Source organism: Lentzea flava, from assembly GCF_014648475.1.
Lineage (GTDB): Bacteria > Actinomycetota > Actinomycetes > Mycobacteriales > Pseudonocardiaceae > Lentzea > Lentzea flava.
The window spans coordinates 57,450-72,400 of the sequence record NZ_BMRE01000028.1 but is presented as its reverse complement, the minus strand read 5'-3'; the positions used below and the strand labels follow the sequence as shown (position 1 = coordinate 72,400).

At 69.4% G+C, this 14,951-nt stretch carries 18 protein-coding genes; all 18 read right to left on the bottom strand.

Annotated elements, in window-relative coordinates:
* Window positions 1–105: 105 nt before the first annotated feature.
* Complete coding sequence (locus tag IEZ09_RS27755) at window positions 106–1,044, bottom strand: FliA/WhiG family RNA polymerase sigma factor (protein ID WP_370467752.1); 939 nt, start codon at window positions 1,042–1,044, stop codon at window positions 106–108.
* Between the two features lie 31 nt (window positions 1,045–1,075).
* Window positions 1,076–2,053, bottom strand: a complete 978-nt coding sequence (locus IEZ09_RS27750; protein WP_189256712.1) for a tyrosine recombinase XerC — start codon at window positions 2,051–2,053, stop codon at window positions 1,076–1,078.
* 345 nt (window positions 2,054–2,398) lie between these two features.
* The gene (dprA, locus tag IEZ09_RS27745; RefSeq protein WP_189256711.1) at window positions 2,399–3,538 is read right to left on the bottom strand and encodes a DNA-processing protein DprA; all 1,140 of its coding nucleotides are present in this window, start codon (window positions 3,536–3,538) and stop codon (window positions 2,399–2,401) included.
* A complete protein-coding gene (locus IEZ09_RS27740) occupies window positions 3,535–3,699 on the bottom strand; it encodes a hypothetical protein (RefSeq protein WP_189256710.1) in 165 nt (54 codons plus the stop codon). The genes dprA and IEZ09_RS27740 overlap by 4 nt, the downstream gene beginning before the upstream one ends.
* An 876-nt stretch (window positions 3,700–4,575) precedes the next feature.
* On the bottom strand, window positions 4,576–6,096 hold the full coding sequence (locus IEZ09_RS27735) for a YifB family Mg chelatase-like AAA ATPase (protein ID WP_189256709.1): 1,521 nt from the start codon (window positions 6,094–6,096) through the stop codon (window positions 4,576–4,578).
* Between the two features lies 1 nt (window position 6,097).
* On the bottom strand, window positions 6,098–6,454 hold the full coding sequence (locus tag IEZ09_RS27730) for a YraN family protein (RefSeq protein WP_229813010.1): 357 nt from the start codon (window positions 6,452–6,454) through the stop codon (window positions 6,098–6,100).
* Between the two features lie 262 nt (window positions 6,455–6,716).
* Window positions 6,717–7,040, bottom strand: coding sequence for a DUF2469 domain-containing protein (locus IEZ09_RS27725; protein WP_030479657.1), 324 nt, complete (start codon window positions 7,038–7,040; stop codon window positions 6,717–6,719).
* Window positions 7,040–7,831, bottom strand: a complete 792-nt coding sequence (locus tag IEZ09_RS27720; RefSeq protein WP_229813009.1) for a ribonuclease HII — start codon at window positions 7,829–7,831, stop codon at window positions 7,040–7,042. The genes IEZ09_RS27725 and IEZ09_RS27720 overlap by 1 nt, the downstream gene beginning before the upstream one ends.
* Entirely contained in the window at window positions 7,828–8,691 is an 864-nt protein-coding gene (gene lepB / locus IEZ09_RS27715) for a signal peptidase I (RefSeq protein ID WP_189256708.1), read from the bottom strand. The genes IEZ09_RS27720 and lepB (IEZ09_RS27715) overlap by 4 nt, the downstream gene beginning before the upstream one ends.
* A 4-nt stretch (window positions 8,692–8,695) precedes the next feature.
* Entirely contained in the window at window positions 8,696–9,436 is a 741-nt protein-coding gene (gene lepB, locus IEZ09_RS27710) for a signal peptidase I (protein WP_189256707.1), read from the bottom strand.
* Between the two features lie 3 nt (window positions 9,437–9,439).
* A complete protein-coding gene (rplS, locus tag IEZ09_RS27705; protein WP_189256706.1) occupies window positions 9,440–9,799 on the bottom strand; it encodes a 50S ribosomal protein L19 in 360 nt (119 codons plus the stop codon).
* Window positions 9,800–9,953: 154 nt separating this feature from the next.
* On the bottom strand, window positions 9,954–10,700 hold the full coding sequence (trmD, locus tag IEZ09_RS27700) for a tRNA (guanosine(37)-N1)-methyltransferase TrmD (RefSeq protein WP_189256705.1): 747 nt from the start codon (window positions 10,698–10,700) through the stop codon (window positions 9,954–9,956).
* Window positions 10,690–11,205, bottom strand: coding sequence for a ribosome maturation factor RimM (gene rimM / locus IEZ09_RS27695; protein ID WP_189256704.1), 516 nt, complete (start codon window positions 11,203–11,205; stop codon window positions 10,690–10,692). Before rimM ends, trmD begins: the two co-directional genes overlap by 11 nt.
* Window positions 11,206–11,224: 19 nt before the next feature.
* Window positions 11,225–11,464, bottom strand: a complete 240-nt coding sequence (locus IEZ09_RS27690) for an RNA-binding protein (protein ID WP_030468017.1) — start codon at window positions 11,462–11,464, stop codon at window positions 11,225–11,227.
* Entirely contained in the window at window positions 11,461–11,901 is a 441-nt protein-coding gene (gene rpsP, locus IEZ09_RS27685; protein WP_189256703.1) for a 30S ribosomal protein S16, read from the bottom strand. The genes IEZ09_RS27690 and rpsP overlap by 4 nt, the downstream gene beginning before the upstream one ends.
* A gap of 125 nt (window positions 11,902–12,026) precedes the next feature.
* Window positions 12,027–12,758: a LamB/YcsF family protein gene (locus IEZ09_RS27680; RefSeq protein ID WP_189256702.1), complete on the bottom strand. Its 732-nt coding sequence runs from the start codon at window positions 12,756–12,758 to the stop codon at window positions 12,027–12,029.
* The gene (locus tag IEZ09_RS27675; RefSeq protein WP_189256701.1) at window positions 12,758–13,534 is read right to left on the bottom strand and encodes a CPBP family intramembrane glutamic endopeptidase; all 777 of its coding nucleotides are present in this window, start codon (window positions 13,532–13,534) and stop codon (window positions 12,758–12,760) included. The genes IEZ09_RS27680 and IEZ09_RS27675 overlap by 1 nt, the downstream gene beginning before the upstream one ends.
* A 424-nt stretch (window positions 13,535–13,958) precedes the next feature.
* Entirely contained in the window at window positions 13,959–14,837 is an 879-nt protein-coding gene (locus IEZ09_RS27670) for an RNA polymerase sigma-70 factor (RefSeq protein WP_189256700.1), read from the bottom strand.
* Between the last annotated feature and the right edge of the window lie 114 nt (window positions 14,838–14,951).

Here is a 14,951-nt window from a genome sequence, read left to right as displayed (position 1 = left end):
TCAACGCGCCGGCGCGGGGCGATGCGGATGCGCGGCGGCGTGCCGGTGCGGCCGTGCGGCAGCCCGGCGGCTGCTGCCGGGTTGCGGGTGAGGGAGGAGGTGCGGTCAGGCCTCGGACTGCTCGTTGAGCTTCGTGCGGAGGCGCAGGACGGCGCGGGTGTGCAGCTGGCAGACCCTGGACTCGGTGACGCCGAGGACCTTGCCGATCTCGGCGAGGGTCAGGTTCTCGAAGTAGTAGAGGGTCACGACCACGCGGTCGCGTTCGGCGAGCTGGGCTATCGCGTCGGCCAGCTGGCGGCGGCTGTCCTGGTCGACGAGGCTCGCCACCGGGTCTTCCGCGGCGTCGTCGGGCAGCGACTCGGCCAGGGAGGAGCCGCCCTTGTTCGGGGCGATCAGCTCGTCCAGGGCCACGACGCTGGTGAGCTGGAGCTGGCCGTACAGCTCGCGCAGCTCGGCCAGGCCGATCTTGAGCTCTGCGGCGAGCTCGCGGTCGGTGGGCGTGCGCTGCAGTTTGGCGCCGAGGCGTTCCAGGGCTCGTTCGACGTCGCGGGCTCGGCTGCGGACCGAGCGCGGCACCCAGTCCTGCGAGCGGAGGTCGTCGAGGATCGCGCCGCGGATGCGCTGCATGGCGTAGGTCTCGAACTTGAGGCCGCGTTCCGGCTCGAACTTCTCGATGGCGTCGACCAGGCCGAAGATGCCCGACTGGATCAGGTCGGCCACGTCTACGTGGGCGGGCAGGCCCGTGCCGACGCGGCCTGCGACGTACTTGACCAGCGGCGCGTAGTGCAGCACCAGGCGGTCGCGCTGGCCCTGCTCGCGGGACTCGCCGTAGCTGCGCCACAGCGCGACGATGCCGGCCTCGACGTCGTCACCGGACCGGACGTCCGCGCGCGTCACAGCAGTCGGGACGGCCACGGGCGTGCCGTTGACATGCGTGTCGGCACCGGGCTCTGAGCTCGCCTCGGTGCGCGGCGCACCGTTCTGACGGTGCCCGTTGCTCGCCTGCTTCGAAGCGGGCGCGGGCACGAGGGGTTCAGGGGGCACGGTCGCCGTACGCGATCCTCCCCCTGCGGCGTCAGGAACGGGGGTGGGTTCGGTCATGGATCGCCTTCAGCCGTTCGACAGTGACGTGTGTGTAAAGCTGAGTCGTTGCGAGCGTAGCGTGACCAAGCAGTTCTTGGACGGTGCGCAGGTCCGCTCCTCCTTCCAGCAAATGGGTCGCAGCGGAGTGGCGCAACCCGTGCGGCCCGATGTCCGGTGCATCCGGTACCACGGCGACCACCTCGTGCACCAGAGTGCGAACGGCCCGCTGGTTCAGCCGGCCACCTCGGGCACCGAGGAACAGCGCCGGCGGCGAATCCGGTGCTACCAGGGCGTTTCGCCCCTCGTCCACCCACCGCCGCAACGCTCGCTCGGCCGGCACGCCGAACGGCGTGCTGCGCTCGCGTCCACCTTTGCCCAGAACTCGAATCACCCTTAGGGAGTAGTCCACGTCGTCGAGATCAAGACCACAGAGTTCGGCCACGCGGATACCTGTGGCGTACAGCAACTCCACCACGGCCTGATCACGCAGCGCAACCGGATCGCCTTCGGAAGCGCCAGAGGATACGGCCGCCATGGCGTCCTTCGCCTGGTCCGCGCGCAACACGGACGGCAACGTCCGGTGCGGCCGCGGAGCAGCGAGCCGCTGGCCTGGATCCACGGCCAAATGGCCCGCACGATGCGCCCACGCGGTGAAGGTACGCGCAGCAGCGGCACGTCGCGCAAGCGTCGTGCGGCTTGCTCCCGCCGTGCGCTGCGCGGCGAGCCATGACCGCAAACCGGTCAGGTCGATGCGCCCGACGTCGGCGTTTTCTGGGCTATTCCCCGCGACATGTCCCAACAACGCCACCGCATCACCGATGTAGGCGCGCACGGTGTGTGGCGACAGATTCCGCTCCAAGGTGAGATGCCGTTCGTATTTCCGCAACACGTCCGCAACGGACGCCGGCAGTTTTTCGCGCAGGCGAACCAGATCGACACGGCGTGTCCGACCATGCGGCGGCGGGGACATAGGCCAAGACGCTGCGCCAGTCGGGGCGTTTGGTCAAGTATCGCCACACCCTCGCGCCATTTGAGAGCGCTCTCATGGCCGCGAACACGACGACGCCTCAACTCCCTGTGACGACCGGGGGTGGAACAGCCCGCCCAGATCACCTTTCGGAGTAGCGACGGCCGCCGGCACCACCACCCGAACAGCCGATCAACCACTTCGCCGCCTCCGCCGAGCTCCAACCAGGACGACATCGTTGCCATAGCGCCACCCGCGTCCACCGCACACCGCGTGACTACGACGACGACAAGGGAGGCGAAGCAGCAGGTCAACCGGACAACCGTTCGTCCACAGTGGACGCCGTGATCACCGCACCTCCAGCTTCTGCCAGCCCCCGTCCACCTGCAGCGCCAGCCCAGCGAGCTCCAATTCGGGCAACAACGCCCGCACCCGCTCCAACGGCACCCCGGACTCGACCGACACGACCTCGTCACTAACTCCGCACCGCTTCCCCAGGGCCTCGTACACCCGCATGGCCTCCCCTTGCGGCGCCCCGAGGTCGCTCTCCTTTTCGGCGGGCTCGGTGGCGAGGTCGTCGCCGAACCGCCCCACCGACTCCACGATCTCCGCCACCGACCCGACCGGAACCGCCTGCCCGTCCCGCAACAACTCGTGACACCCCACCGAACTCGCCGACGTGACCGGCCCAGGCACCACCATCAACGGCCGCCCCAACGCGAGCGTGATCGCAGCCGTGTTCTTGGCCCCGCTGCGCCGCCCGGCCTCCACCACGACGGTGCCGCCGCCCAACGCCGCGATGAGCCGGTTGCGCGTGAGAAACCGATGCCGCGCAGGCGTCACGCCGGGCGGGTACTCGCTGACGATCAACCCTTCCCGCGCGATCCTCCCGAGCAACCCCTGATGCCCAGCGGGATAAGCGAAGTCGACGCCGCACGCCAACACCGCGACGGTCAACCCGTTGCCGCCAAGCGCACCGCGGTGAGCGGCACCGTCAATCCCATACGCCGCACCGGATACGACCGTCACACCAGCCTCCGCGAGCCCATACGCGAACTCGGCAGCAACATGCTCGCCATACCCGCTGGCGGCCCGAGAACCCACGATCGCCACGGCCTTGTCGGTCGCATCAGCGAGTTCGTGTGGCCCACGCACCCACAACGCCAACGGCTCCCCTCCACACCGCTGCGCCGCAACGCCCCCGAGCGCCACGAACGGCCACCGCGGCCACTCGTCGTCCTCCGGTACGACCAGCCGCCCACCCCGCTTGGCAACGAGCTCGAGGTCTTCGTGGACCCGCTCCTCAGCCCGGCGAGCAGAAGTCTGGCTGGCAACGGACGGCGACACCTCACCAGCACGCACCAGCTCCGCGGCCTCGACGGGCCCCACCTCGGCGACGAGCGCGGCAAGCGCTGCCGGAAACGGCTCGGCGACACGCGACAGATAGGCCCTGGCCAGGCGAACGGCATCGGTCGGGGGCGCGGTCACCGGAACCACCACCAGGGCAGCCACCGCTGCCACGGGTCGGGGCGCCACGGGCCCGGCGGGCTGGCACCGGCGACGCTCCTGCGGACCGTGCACGGCAGCTGGAACAGCGCGGGTACGACGGAAGCCGCGGGTGGCACGGCTGGGACGAGGAACGAACGCATGGTCAGACTCCTTGTTCGGATGTAGGTGGAAGCGGGGCTGCGGTGATTCGGGGACAGGTGCCAGGCGCGGAGTGGGAGTGGGCTCCGCGCCTGGCCGCTTTCGGGGGCGAGGTGAGCGGGAGCGCCGGCCTGGGGGTGTGCGGGCACTCCCGCTCGGTCAGGGCCGGTCGCGGAGTCGGGGCTCGGTTGGCTCTGCGACCGGCGGCTTCGGGTGTCGGACGGTTGGTGCGGTGGACAGGGGCCTTGCTCGGTCCTGACCGGACGCGACCTGCGGCACGTGGCTTCCGGCGTCAGCCGGTTGCTCGCGCCGGGGTGAGCGGGCGCCCGCCGGGGGTGGACGGGCCGCCCGCTCGACCGGGGCCAGACGCGGAGCGGGGTGAGCTCCGCGGCTGGCTGCTCGGGACGTCGGCCCGTTGGTCGCGCTGAGGGGTGAGCGGGCGCCCGCCGGTGTGGACGGGCAGCCGCTCGGCCGGGACCGGTCGCGGATCGGGGGCGAAAGCCGCGACCGGCTGCTTGAGGGGTGAGCGGGCGCCCGCCGGAGGTGAACGGGCAGCCGCTCGACCGGGGCCAGACGCGGAGCGAGGGTGAGCTCCGCGGCTGGCTGCATGGGCGTCGGCCCGTTTGCTCGCGCCGGGGTGAGCGGGCGCTCGCCAGGGGATGGACAGGCGGCCGCTCGACCGGGGCCAGGCACGGAGCGAGGGTGAGCTCCGCGGCTGGCTGCATGGGCGTCGGCCCGTTTGCTCGCGCCGGGGTGAGCGGGCGCCCGCCAGGGGGTGAACGGGCGGCCCGCTCGACCGGGGCCGGTCGCGGATCGGGGGTGAAAGCCGCGACCGGCTGCTTGAGGGTGAGGGGGCGGGTGGTCTGGGTGTGGGTGGGTCAGGGGGCTCGGCGTTCTCGGAATTGGAGGGCTGCGGCCACGTGGTCGGCTGTGGGGCGGTCGGACTCGGCCAGGTCGGCCAGGGTCCAGGCCACGCGGAGGCAGCGGTCGGCGCCTCGGCCTGTCAGGGCGCCGGTGGCCAGGGCCCGGTCCAGCAGGGTTATGGTGTCGCGGGGCAGGGCGAACTCGCGGCGCAGGGCTGGGCCTGGGACCACGGCGTTGGTCGGCCAGGTGTGGCCGTGGGCCGACCAGCGGGTGGCGGCGCGGGATCTGGCTTTGAGGACGCGTTCGCGGACGACGGCGGTGGGTTCGGGTGGGGTGGCGTCGGCGTTGACCATGGCTGTGGTGGCTCGCATTCGGACGCGGAGGTCCACGCGGTCCAGCAGTGGGCCGGAGAGGCGGGCCTGGTAGCGGCGGCGGACTGTGGTGGTGCAGATGCAGTCGATTTCCTTCGGCGGGGCGCACGGGCACGGGTTCGTGGCCAGGATCAGCTGGAAGCGGGCCGGGTAGCGGGCTATGCCGTCTCGGCGCGGGATGCGGACTTCGCCGGATTCGAGGGCCGTGCGCAGGGTGTCGATGGTCTTCTGGCCGAACTCGCAGGCCTCGTCCAGGAAGAGGACGCCCTTGTGGGCTCTTGAGGCGGCGCCCGGTTTGGCCATGCCGCTGCCTCCGCCGATCAGCGCGGCTATCGACGTCGTGTGGTGGACGTCCACGAACGGTGGGCTGGCCACCAGCGGGCAGTCCGGCGAGAGCGTGCCCGCCACCGAGTGGACCGCCGTCACCGCCAAGGCGTCTTCCCTGGTGAGCGGCGGGAGCAGGCCCGGCAGGCGTTCGGCCAGCATCGTCTTGCCGGTGCCCGGCGGGCCGGTCAGCAGCAGGTGGTGGGCGCCCGCCGCGGCCACTTCCAGGGCCCAGCGAGCCTCCGGCTGGCCCACCACGTCGGCCAGGTCCGGGACGGCCGGGGCGGGCGAGGCCGCGGACTCCGGAGGTGGTTGCAGGGTCACGTCCTCTGAGCGCAGCCAGGCGAGGACCTCGCTGAGGGTCAGCGCTCCGTGGACTTCCACGCCGTCGACCAGGGCCGCTTCCGGAAGCGTGTCGACCGGCACGATCGCGGTGCGCAGGCCCGCCCGGCGGGCCGCCAGCAGGGCCGGGAGGACGCCTCGGACCGGGCGGACCCGGCCGTCCAGCGCCAGTTCGCCGAGCAGGACGGTGCCGGCGAGACGCGTCGGGGGCACCGAGCCGGCGGCCGCCAGGGTGGCGCAGGCTATGGCGAGGTCGTAGCTGCTGCCGCCCTTGGGCAGGTTGGCCGGTGAGAGGCCCAGGACGATGCGCTGCTTCGGCCACTCCTCCTCGCTGTTGCGGACGGCGGCCTTCACCCGCTCCTTGGACTCGTGCAACGCGGCGTCGGGCAGGCCCAGGAGATGGGTGCGGGGCTGGCCCACGCCCACGTCGGCCTCGATCTCGACCGCCAGGCCGTCGACGCCGTAGAGGGCCACGGACCACGCCTGTGCGAGGCCCATGTCAGGCTCCCCGCAGGTGTCGCAGGACCGGTTCGCCGTCGGGCGGCCAGGTGACCGAGATCAGGTCGACGCGGACCGGGCACCAGCCGACGCCGTGCGCGGCGAGCCAGCGCAGGGCTGTTCGGCGCAGGCGGGAGAGCTTGCCCTGGTCGACAGCCTCGTCCGGGCGGCCCCAGACCGGACCTGATCGGGTTTTGACCTCGCAGACGACCAGGCGGTCGCCCTCCACCGCCACGACGTCGATCTCGCCGTCGCGGCACGTCCAGTTGCGGGACAGGACGACCAGGCCCTGCCCCTCCAGGTACCTGCACGCCAGGTCCTCGCCCTGACGGCCCAGCTCCTGCTGCCTCGTCTCCACCAGTGCCCGTACCACCACTGCCCTCGCCTTCCTGCGGGTCGTTGGGTACGACCTTGCTGGGTGGGGCGGGGTGGGTGGCCGGTGTGGCGGGGATCTGTGGACAACTCAGGGGCTGTGGACAAGTCGGCCGTTGTCGATGTTGAAACGGCGGATTTGTCGGTGGGGTGTGCTAGGGGCCTGCGCCCGTCCTGGACGACGGCAACGGCCCCGCGCCCTCGTACGACGAAGCACGAGGACACGGGGCCGTTGCCGCGAGATGCGATCAGCTGGGGAACGGTCCGCTTTCCGGCAGGCGGAGGTCCGGCTTGTCCAGCTCCTCCACGTTCACGTCCTTGAACGTGATGACACGAACGTTCTTCACGAACCGCGCGGGGCGGTACATGTCCCACACCCACGCGTCCGACATGCGCACCTCGAAGTACACCTCGCCGTCGGCGTTGCGCACCTGCACGTCCACCGAGTTGGCCAGGTAGAAACGCCGTTCGGTCTCCACGACGAACGAGAACTGGCTGACGATGTCGCGGTACTCCTTGTACAGCGACAGCTCCATCTCGGTCTCGTACTTCTCGAGATCCTCTGCACTCATTACGCCTCCGCGCGGGTCATCTGCTCCGCGCCCTCCCTCGTCGCGAGCTCCCCGGCGTCAACCGGGGCTGCATCATTCTGGACCACGGCGGTCGCGGTCGTGCCGCGCGCCACCCTGTGCGGCGCGGCGAGACCGTGCTTCGCAGCCGCCGCTGCCACATTTACATACGACCAGCGATGCTCCGCACACGGCCCGTACTCCATCAACGCCGCCGTGTGGTCTGGCGTGCAGTAGCCCTTGTGCTCGTTGAAGCCGTACTGCGGATAACGCTCGTGCAGATCGGCCATGATCCGGTCGCGCGTGACCTTGGCCAGCACAGATGCCGCCGCCACGCACGCCGCCGCCTGGTCACCCTTGATCACCGCGACGCTCGGCGCGGGCATCCCCGGCACCTTGAAACCGTCCGTCAGCACGTACCCAGGATGCGTCGCCATCTGCGCGACGGCACGCCGCATGCCCTCGAGGTTCATGACGTGGATGCCCAGCCAGTCGATCTCGGCGGGCGACACGACGACCACGGAGTGATCCACGGCACGCTTCAGCACCAGGTCGTACATCCGTTCGCGCGCCGAAGCCGTCATCAGCTTCGAGTCGTTCAAGCCCTCGAACCGCGCTGCGTCACCAGGCCGGAGCACGCACGCCGCGATCACCAACGGCCCTGCGCACGGCCCCCGTCCCGCCTCGTCCACGCCGGCGACGGGCCCGAGCCCACGCCGCTCCAGCGTGCCCTGCAGCGCCCAGTTCCCCGACGAGCCCCGCACCACGGCGCGTGGCGGTAAAAGCATGGTCATCGGCGGAATCGGTCTCGCACTCGACGTCCGAGCAGCAGAAGCGGCCACGCAGCGACGATACCGACGCCCATCGGGACGCTCTCCTGCCATCCCGGCGCGCCCATCGAAACGACCTGCGGGTTGTGGTCCGACACGCCGCCCCACCTCGACGGAGGCAGCACGATCACGCGCGCCTTGCCGATCACGTTGCTCACCGGCACCAGGCCGTTGAGCCCGCCCTGGCCCTGGCACCGCGAGTCGCACGAGTGGTTGCGGTTGTCGCCGAGCACGAACAGCATCCCGTCCGGGATCTTGAGCTCCTCGAACGACTCCTGCTCCGCCGGCGTGCCCTCGTCGTAGTGCTTGTACGGCTCGTCGAGCGGCTTGCCGTCCACCGTCACGCGGTTCTGCTCGTCGCAGCACTTCACGGTCTGGCCACCGACGGCGATCACGCGCTTGACGAAGTCCTCCTCGTTCGCCGACGGCAGACCGATCAGGGACCCCAGCCACGACAGCCCCTCCGAGATCGGGTTGCCCGGCTCGCCGGTGACGAAGTCGTTCTGCCACGACGGCGGCCCGCGGAACACGATCACGTCGCCGGGCGCCGGGTCGGTGAAGCGGTAGGTGACCTTGTCCACCAGCACGCGGTCGCCGTAGCAGTCGGTGCACCCGTGCAGCGTCGTTTCCATCGACTCCGACGGGATCATGTAGACACGGCCGAGGAAGATCTGGATGCCGATCGCGAGGCCGAACGCGACCAGGATGAGGACCGGCAGTTCCTTCCAGAAGTTGCCCTTTTTCTTCTTCTTCGATGCTTTATCCGAAGCGTCCGAAGTCGGCTCGTCGCTGGACGGGGTCTGCTCTGGATCGACGTCAACCACGAGATCAGCCTAGGGGCTGCGGGTTGTGATCCGACACAACACTCCACCGATCCTCGGGGAAAACGATGTAGCGCGCCTTCCCGATGACGTTTTCGATCGGGATCGTCCCCGCAACGCCCCCGCCGCCCTGTTTGCGCGAGTCCGTCGAGTTCATCCGGTTGTCCCCCATGACGAACAACCGGCCCTCCGGCACGCGCACGGGAGCGAACGGCTCGTGGTTCGCCGGCGACGTGCCGGGCTGCCAGTAGATGTAGGGCTCATCGAGCGGTTTGCCGTCCACGACGACACGGTGCTGCTCGTCGCAACACATCACCGTCTGGCCGGGCAGCGCGACGACGCGCTTCACGAAGTCGCGCTCGCTCGCGGGCGCGAGGCCCAGCAACGAACCGATGTTCTGCACAACGCGCGCAACGGGGTTCGTCGACGGCGCGGCGCGGAAGTCGTTGGTCGTCCACGCTTCGGGGCCGCGGAACACGACCACCTCGCCCGCCTCGATGTCGCTGAAGCGGTAGGTGACCTTGTCGACCAGCACGCGGTCGTTCTCGCAGCCGGTGCAGCCGTGCAACGTGCGCTCCATCGACGCCGAGGGGATCACGTAGACCCGCGCCACGAACGCCTGGATCAGCACCGTCAGCACGACGGCCGTCACGACGACGTAGAGAATCTCTCTCCAGACAGGAGTACGCCCCCGCTCCGGTTCGTCCGGTGCGGAGGCGTCGTCCGAGTCTTCTGGGCTCGAAGCCACCGATCAGGAGACCGGCTTGGCCTCGCGCTTCTCCTTGATCTTCGCAGCCTTGCCGCGCAGGTCGCGCAGGTAGTACAGCTTGGCGCGACGCACGTCACCGCGGGTCACGACCTCAATCTCGGAGATGTTCGGCGAGTGCACCGGGAAGGTGCGCTCGACACCGACACCGAAGGAGACCTTGCGGACGGTGAAGGTCTCGCGGATGCCGCCGCCCTGGCGACGGATCACGACGCCCTGGAACACCTGGACGCGCTCGCGCGAGCCCTCGATGACGCGGACGTGGACCTTCAGCGTGTCACCCGCGCGGAAGCTCGGGATGTCGGAGCGCAGCGACTGGGCGTCAAGTGCGTCCAGGATGTTCATCGGTGGTCCTCACGTGTGTCTGTGAACTCCCCAGAGCATGTTCCATGACCGTGCACGACATGATGGGGGTCGGCTTGGAGCGCACGCCGATATGACAACCGGCTGCGGCAACCGCTCTAGTTTGCCATGCAGCTCCGCTGTACGAAAAATCGGGCTACTGCCGGCTCTCGCGCAGGCGCGCCAGCAGGGCGCGGTCGTGCTTGTCGAACGCATCCTCCGGCAACGATTCCAGCAGGTCAGGGCGCCTCTGGAAGGTCCTGACGAGGGATTGGTCACGCCGCCAGCGGTTGATCAGCTTGTGGTTTCCCGAACGCAGCACGTCCGGCACGGCGAGGTCGCGCCACACCTCCGGCCGCGTGTAGCTCGGCCCTTCGAGCAGCCCGTCCTGGAACGAGTCCTCTGCGTGCGACTTCGGGTTGCCGAGCACGCCCGGCAGCAGCCGCGCGACCGCCTCGACGATCACGAGCACGGCCACCTCGCCGCCGACCAGCACGTAGTCGCCGATGGACACCTCATCGACGCGCATGCGCCGTGACGCGTCATCGACAACGCGCTGGTCAATGCCCTCGTAGCGACCGCACGCGAAGACGAGGTGCGATTCGTTCGCGTACTCGTGTGCCACTGCCTGCGTGAACGGGCGTCCAGCCGGCGTGGGCACGATGAGGCGCGTCTGCTCGGTGCACACGTCATCCAAAGCAGGACCCCAGATGTCGGCCTTCATGACCATGCCGGGCCCACCGCCGTACGGGCTGTCGTCGACGGCCTTGTGCACGTCGTGCGTCCAGTCGCGCAGGTCGTGCACGCCAACGCTGATCAGGCCCTTGTCGATCGCCTTCCCGAGCAACGCGGCACGCAGCGGCGCCAGGTACTCCGGGAAGATCGTGACGACGTCAATCCGCATCGAGCAGGCCCTCTGGCGGGTCGATCACGACACGGCCACCGCGAACGTCCACAGTGGGCACGATCTCGCGCACGAACGGCACCAGCGCCTCCCCGCGATCACGGATGATCACGAGCAGCTCGCCGCCGGGACCGTGGACGATCTCCTTGACCGTGCCGATCTTCGTGCCGTCGACGAGTTCGGCCGTGAGCCCTTCGAGCTCGTGATCGTAGAACTCGTCGGGGTCGTCGGTCGGCGGCAGGTCGTCGGTGCTGCCCAGCAGCAACGTGCCGCGCAACGCCTCCGCGACGTCGCGCGTGGCGACTTCGGCGAAACGCACGAGCAGCCGCCCGGCATGAGGCCGGGCGGCTGTCACGGTGAGGCTTCGAGACGTGCCGTCACGCAGCTTGGCCTGCATCTTCGCCCCGATCGCGAAACGCATCTCGGGAGAGTCAGTGCGCACGTCAACGGCTAGTTCGCCGGTGATCCCGTGCGCCTTGGCCACACGGCCGACAACTACGTCCATTTGCCCTGAAAGCTCGTTCTCAGCGGTCGGTGTCGACGACGTCGACCCGCACACCACGACCGCCGATGCCGGCCATCACGGTGCGCAGAGCCGTCGCGGTGCGACCGCCACGACCGATCACCTTGCCGAGGTCGTCCGGGTGGACGTGGACCTCGAGGGTGCGGCCGCGGCGGGTCGTGACGAGGTTCACCCGGACGTCGTCCGGGTGGTCGACGATGCCGCGAACGAGGTGTTCGAGGGCGTCAGCCAACAAACTCACGCCTCGTCCTTGGCCTCGGCGTCAGCCTTGGGGGCCTCGTCGGCCTTCTTGGCCTTCTTCGCCTTCGGCGTGGTGGCCTCGGTCATCGGCTCCTCGTTCGCGGCGGCCAGAGCGGCGGCGAACAGGTCGGCCTTCGACGGCTTCGGCTCCTTGACCTTCAGCGTGCCCTCGGCGCCCGGCAGGCCCTTGAACTTCTGCCAGTCACCGGTGATCTCCAGCAGACGCTGGACAGACTCGGTCGGCTGCGCGCCGACACCCAGCCAGTACTGCGCGCGCTCGGAGTCGACCGCGATGAACGACGGCTCTTCCTTCGGGTGGTACTTGCCGATCGTCTCGATGGCCTTGCCGTCGCGACGGGTGCGCGCGTCGGCGACCACGATGCGGTAGTACGGCTGGCGGATCTTGCCGAGACGCTGAAGCTTGATCTTGACGGCCACTGGCCTGGTACTCCTTGAACTCTGTGTTGGTGATGCACACGGCCGCGGCCCGGGCAGAGGGGCCGACCGCGGCGGAACAGACGGCAATTGTGCCAGATGGGGGCCGGTGGATCCGAATCGGGCCTCTACACGAAGGACGCGACCGTCCCCAGCGCGTCTTTCACGGCTCGGGCGTGCTCGACCGCACCCGGCGTGTCGCCGTGCACGCAGAGCGACTCCGCCCGGGTTTTGATGACCGTGCCGTCGACCGCGACGAGTTCGCCGTGCAGCAGTCTGGTCGCCCGCTCGATGATCTGCGCGGTGTTCGTGAGCAGGGCGTTCGGCTCGCTGCGCGGGACCAGCGTGCCCTGCGGGGTGTAACCGCGGTCGGCGAACGCCTCCTGCACGGGCCTCAGTCCGGCCTGGCTCGCCTTCTTGAGCAGCTCGGAGCCGGGCAGGCCGAGGATCGGGAGGTCCTTGAACGCCTTGACGCCGTTGACCACGGCTTCCGCCTGCTTCTCGTGGTGCACCGTCGCGTTGTAGAGGGCGCCGTGCGGCTTCACGTACACGACCTCGGTGCCTGCTGCTCGTGCGCACGCGTCGAGCGCACCGATCTGGTACAGCACCTCATCAGCCAGTTCGGTGGGATCGGCGTCGATGAACCGCCTGCCGAAGCCGGCGAGGTCGCGGTAGGAGACCTGCGCACCGATCTTGACGCCGTTCTTCGCGGCTTCCTCGCACACCTTGCGCATGGTCGACGGATCGCCCGCGTGGAAGCCGCACGCGACGTTCGCGCTGGTGATGATGCCCAGCAGCGCGGTGTCGTCGCCGAGCTTCCAGATGCCGAAGCCCTCGCCGAGGTCGCTGTTCAGATCCATCAGATGACACCGGCCGAGAGGAGCAGGAGGGACAGTCCGGGGAGGAAGTTGTTCATCACGTGCGCCACCATGCTCGCCCCGAGGCTGCGCGTGATGAGCCGGGCGACGCCGATGGGGATGGCGATCACGAGCAGCAACCACGTGCGCTGCGGTTCGAGGTGGCTGACCGCGAAGATCACCGTCGTCAGCACGAACGCGGCCCACCGGCTCCAGCCCTGCCGCTCGACGGCACCCCAGAGCAGGCCGCGGAAGATGATCTCCTCGCAGATCGGCCCGATGAAGCTCATGTAGACGAACATCGTGATGGCGGCGGCGAGCGGCAGGTTCGCCTGGCTGAAGAGCTCACCGACGGCGCTCGTGGCGTTCTCCTTGCCGACGATCCGCGCCCACACGGTGGCGGCGGCGTAGGTGAAGACCAGGCCCACCACACCGATCTTGAGGCCGAAGACGATGTCGGCTTTGGTCATGCTGAGCCGCAGGTCGACGACGGGCCCGTTGCCGCGGACGTAGGTGATCACGACGGCGACCGCGGCCGCGAGCACGATCGGCACCAGCGAGCCGACCAGCACGAGCGCCGTCGAACTCTCCAGCGTCGCGCCGAAGCTGTTGCCCACCGCGGTGATGAACACCGCGCTGAGGATGAAGACCGCTTCCACCAGTAGGAACGCGCCGAATCCCCAGCGCTGGCCGACCCGCTCGGGCTCCGGGTTGCGGCTGATGTCCCGCAGGCTTTCGATGAAGCCTCGCCTCGGCTTCAGGGACTCCGGCTCACTCACGCTCTGCAATCTAGTCACGCCGCGGCTACCTGCGGACCTACAGCGATCTGTGACACCCTCATGATCGGCTCACCTCGCGATCGACGGCTTCTGAAGCACCGATGCGCTGTCGGTGCCTCGCGATACGCTTGGAGTGGGGACCGCGATCCCCCTGGGGGAGTGCTGCCGCCCCCGAATCCGAGGTTACTGTGCGGCACCGACGGAAACCGGGCCAAGCATCTGGCCAAAAGATGGTCAGATCGGGTCCCCCGCCGGATGTCCTTCTCCTGGTGAACGGATCGGCACACAAACGCTGCGACTAAACCTCAGCGGCCAGGTTCGAGGTGTGCCACGGAACTGGTACTGCGACGAGGTCGTTCCCGGCAAGGCGCAGGTCGAGTTGCTCGTCCGGGCGGGAACGCCCTCGCCGTGGAATTGTCGAACCTCAGCGGCGCAGAGTCGTCTCCTGCCCCATGTGCGAGAGCTTCTCGGGGTTGCGCACCGCGTAGAGCCCGCTGATCAACCCGTCGTCGATCCGCACCGCGATCACGGTGTCGAGCTCGCCCTCGAACTTGAAGATCAACGCCGGATGTCCGTTGACCTGCGCCGGTTCCATCTCCCAGCCCGAGGTCTTGGTCAGGCCGCCGAGCAGCATGCGCGCCACCTTCGAGGCACCCACGACGGGCCGTGCGACGGCCTGCTTCACGCCGCCGCCGTCGCCGAGGAACACGACGTCCGGGGCGAGCAGGTCCAGCAACGCCTGCAGATCGCCGGTTTCGGTGGCGCGCTGGAAGGCGGCGAGGGCCTCGCGGGACTCCTCCTGCGTCACCACCTCGCGGGGGCGGCGGGCGGCCACGTGGGAGCGGGCGCGGTGCGCGATCTGGCGGACGGCCGCGGGGTTCTTGTCGACCGCCGTGGCGATCTCGTCGTAGTCCAGGTCGAACACCTCGCGCAGGACGAAGACCGCGCGTTCGGTCGGGGTGAGGGTTTCGAGGACCAGCATCATCGCCATCGAGACGCTGTCGGCCAGTTCCACGTCCTCGGCGACGTCCGGGGCGGTCAGCAGCGGCTCCGGCAGCCAGGGGCCGACGTAGGACTCCTTGCGGCGGCCCAGGGTTCGCAGCCTCGACAACGCCTGGCGGGTGACGATGCGGACCAGGTAGGCGCGGTGGTTCTCCACCAGGGCGTGCTCGACGTCGGCCCACCTGAGCCACGTCTCCTGCAGCACGTCCTCGGCGTCGGCCGCGGAGCCGAGCATCTCGTAGGCGATCGTGAAGAGCAGGTTGCGGTGGCTCACGAACGCGGTGGTCGCGACGTCCGGCATTGGTCTCCTCCTGAAACGGGTCTCCGCACGAGACGCCGGCCGACCGGGGCCTGTGACAGTGTCGTGTGTCACAAACAGGTGCTGTCACAGCCGGGGCGCGAGCGGCATCTCGTG

What these genes read in the sequence shown, in the direction of transcription:
- IEZ09_RS27750 (WP_189256712.1), bottom strand. Translation starts at nt 2,053, where the DNA reads ATGTCCCCGCCGCCGCATGGTCGGACACGCCGTGTCGATCTGGTTCGC.
- IEZ09_RS27740 (WP_189256710.1), bottom strand. Translation starts at nt 3,699, where the DNA reads ATGCGTTCGTTCCTCGTCCCAGCCGTGCCACCCGCGGCTTCCGTCGTA.
- IEZ09_RS27735 (WP_189256709.1), bottom strand. Translation starts at nt 6,096, where the DNA reads ATGGGCCTCGCACAGGCGTGGTCCGTGGCCCTCTACGGCGTCGACGGC.
- IEZ09_RS27725 (WP_030479657.1), bottom strand. Translation starts at nt 7,040, where the DNA reads ATGAGTGCAGAGGATCTCGAGAAGTACGAGACCGAGATGGAGCTGTCG.
- IEZ09_RS27720 (WP_229813009.1), bottom strand. Translation starts at nt 7,831, where the DNA reads ATGACCATGCTTTTACCGCCACGCGCCGTGGTGCGGGGCTCGTCGGGG.
- rplS (WP_189256706.1), bottom strand. Translation starts at nt 9,799, where the DNA reads ATGAACATCCTGGACGCACTTGACGCCCAGTCGCTGCGCTCCGACATC.
- trmD (WP_189256705.1), bottom strand. Translation starts at nt 10,700, where the DNA reads ATGCGGATTGACGTCGTCACGATCTTCCCGGAGTACCTGGCGCCGCTG.
- rimM (WP_189256704.1), bottom strand. Translation starts at nt 11,205, where the DNA reads ATGGACGTAGTTGTCGGCCGTGTGGCCAAGGCGCACGGGATCACCGGC.
- IEZ09_RS27680 (WP_189256702.1), bottom strand. Translation starts at nt 12,758, where the DNA reads ATGGATCTGAACAGCGACCTCGGCGAGGGCTTCGGCATCTGGAAGCTC.
- IEZ09_RS27670 (WP_189256700.1), bottom strand. Translation starts at nt 14,837, where the DNA reads ATGCCGGACGTCGCGACCACCGCGTTCGTGAGCCACCGCAACCTGCTC.